Origin of the sequence: Psychrobacter sp. ANT_H3 (genome assembly GCF_027919975.1) — a bacterium.
Classification (GTDB): domain Bacteria; phylum Pseudomonadota; class Gammaproteobacteria; order Pseudomonadales; family Moraxellaceae; genus Psychrobacter; species Psychrobacter maritimus.
Genome location: NZ_JAQISM010000047.1, coordinates 1 through 1,717, shown reverse-complemented (window position 1 = coordinate 1,717; position 1,717 = coordinate 1). Strand labels below are relative to the sequence as shown.

Here is a 1,717-nt window from a genome sequence, read left to right as displayed (position 1 = left end):
GGAGGATTGGCTGCGGTGGTGTAAGGCAGGCGGATTTGAGTTACCGAACAATATAAAGATAAATCATTTTAGTCATGTACTACTAGCGATAGAAGCCGCACGGTACAATCTGGGAGTTACCCTCGTTAACAACTATATGATGCTAGATAAATCTTATAAGCAGAAACTCATTAGAATTCCGATGCATGAATTACTAACAGGGGATAAGTTTTACTTCGTTTACAAGGAATTAAAGAACAATCAGGACGATATTATTAAACTATCTAAATGGTTAGAATCTCAGTGTGAGTAAAGAAATCCTCTATCTTATTTGTTGTTACAAGAAAAATAATGATTTGTTAAGGGATTTAAAATGATGATTTAGAAAATCCCGATTCAATAACTCATAAACACTCGTATCCTCAAAAAATAGTCATTCATTTTATCTGATATTCAAATAATATAAGTTAATAGGTTGAAGTTTAAAAGAAATAAAGCTCATTACATTTAGTTAAAGTCGAATTAACTTTAGAATAAAAACGGAAATTTATACGTTTTTTTATTGTTTATCTGTTAGTAGACCTCTTGCAAAAGTAGCAGAGGATTTTACAATAACTCATACATTCACAACTGGCTAGGAACCATGCCAAACACAGATAAGCTTCTCAAACAAAATAATGCTGTCTTTAAACGCTATACAGGTATTCATAAAGCGACCTTTTATGAAATGCTTGAAGCCATGCAGCAGCATGAAACCCAAAAGACCAAATCAGGTAGACCAAGGGTGCTTAGTCTTGGGGAACAGGAACAAATATTACTGGCCCTGACTTATTGGCGTGAATACCGGACGCTGTACCACATCAGTATGGACTTCGGTATTCATGAGTCTTCTGCTAGCCGTATTATTCGTAAAGTAGAATATGTTCTTATCAATTCAGGCAAGTTTGAATTACCTAGAAAGCTGCCTAGTAGAGTCGATGACGACATCAATTGGTCAGTCGTCATTGTCGATGCAACCGAAACCCCTATTGAGCGTCCAAAAAAAACCAAAGAGACTACTATAGCGGCAAGAAGAAACAACACACCTTAAAAGCGCAAGTGATCGTCCACTGGAAAACAGGCTTAATATTAGATGTTCAAACGTCCAAAGGCTCTATTCACGATTTTAAGCTGTATAAAGACACTTGTCCTGATTGGCTTCCTTGTGACACTAAGCTATTAGGGGATAGTGGCTATCAGGGCATTGCAAAGTTACATGAACAGAGCTTCACCCCCTTTAAAAAGCCACGTGGGAGTCAATTGTTAGAGCTCTGCAAACAAGCCAATCAGTATCTCGCTAAGTTTCGCATTATGGTTGAACACAAAATAGGCTTAATCAAACGGTTCAAAATCGTGGCTCATAAATATCGTAACCGTCGTCAGCGCTATGATCTTAGAATGAAGCTATTCGCCAGTATTGTTAATTTCGAGCTTGGTTTATGACTTTTGCAAGAGGTCTAGTGATAATGGCTGTTATCATATCTACTCTTAATATGGATTAGGGTCTCTATATATATTTGTTTAAACTTGCCCAAATAACATTACGCCATGTATTAATGAAGGGCCTAAGAATACCATAAATAATCCCGCTAAAATCATTGTTAAACTGGCTATAACGCCCTCATCCTCATTGCGCTGACTTGCCCGAGCTGTACCAAAACCGTGTGATGCATTACCAAATGCGATTCCATTTGCAAGA

At 37.3% G+C, this 1,717-nt stretch carries 3 protein-coding genes and 1 pseudogene; 3 read left to right on the top strand and 1 reads right to left on the bottom strand.

All coding sequences use genetic code 11. The annotated features are described in order from the left end of the window. The 3 genes and pseudogenes from PG901_RS13525 to PG901_RS13765 all read left to right on the top strand — a co-directional run. Positions 1-292, top strand: a pseudogene (locus tag PG901_RS13525) (hypothetical protein); the annotation flags it as partial. A 330-nt stretch (positions 293-622) separates the two neighbouring features. Then, the gene (locus PG901_RS13520) at positions 623-1,069 is read left to right on the top strand and encodes a transposase family protein (RefSeq protein ID WP_271134691.1); all 447 of its coding nucleotides are present in this window, start codon (positions 623-625) and stop codon (positions 1,067-1,069) included. 8 nt (positions 1,070-1,077) lie between these two features. Continuing rightward, entirely contained in the window at positions 1,078-1,461 is a 384-nt protein-coding gene (locus PG901_RS13765) for a transposase family protein (protein ID WP_442966933.1), read from the top strand. A 78-nt stretch (positions 1,462-1,539) separates the two neighbouring features. Here the strand turns inward: PG901_RS13765 and PG901_RS13515 are convergent. Next, positions 1,540-1,717, bottom strand: a 178-nt coding sequence (locus PG901_RS13515) for an LrgB family protein (RefSeq protein WP_271134427.1), incomplete at its 5' end; no start/stop codon positions are given.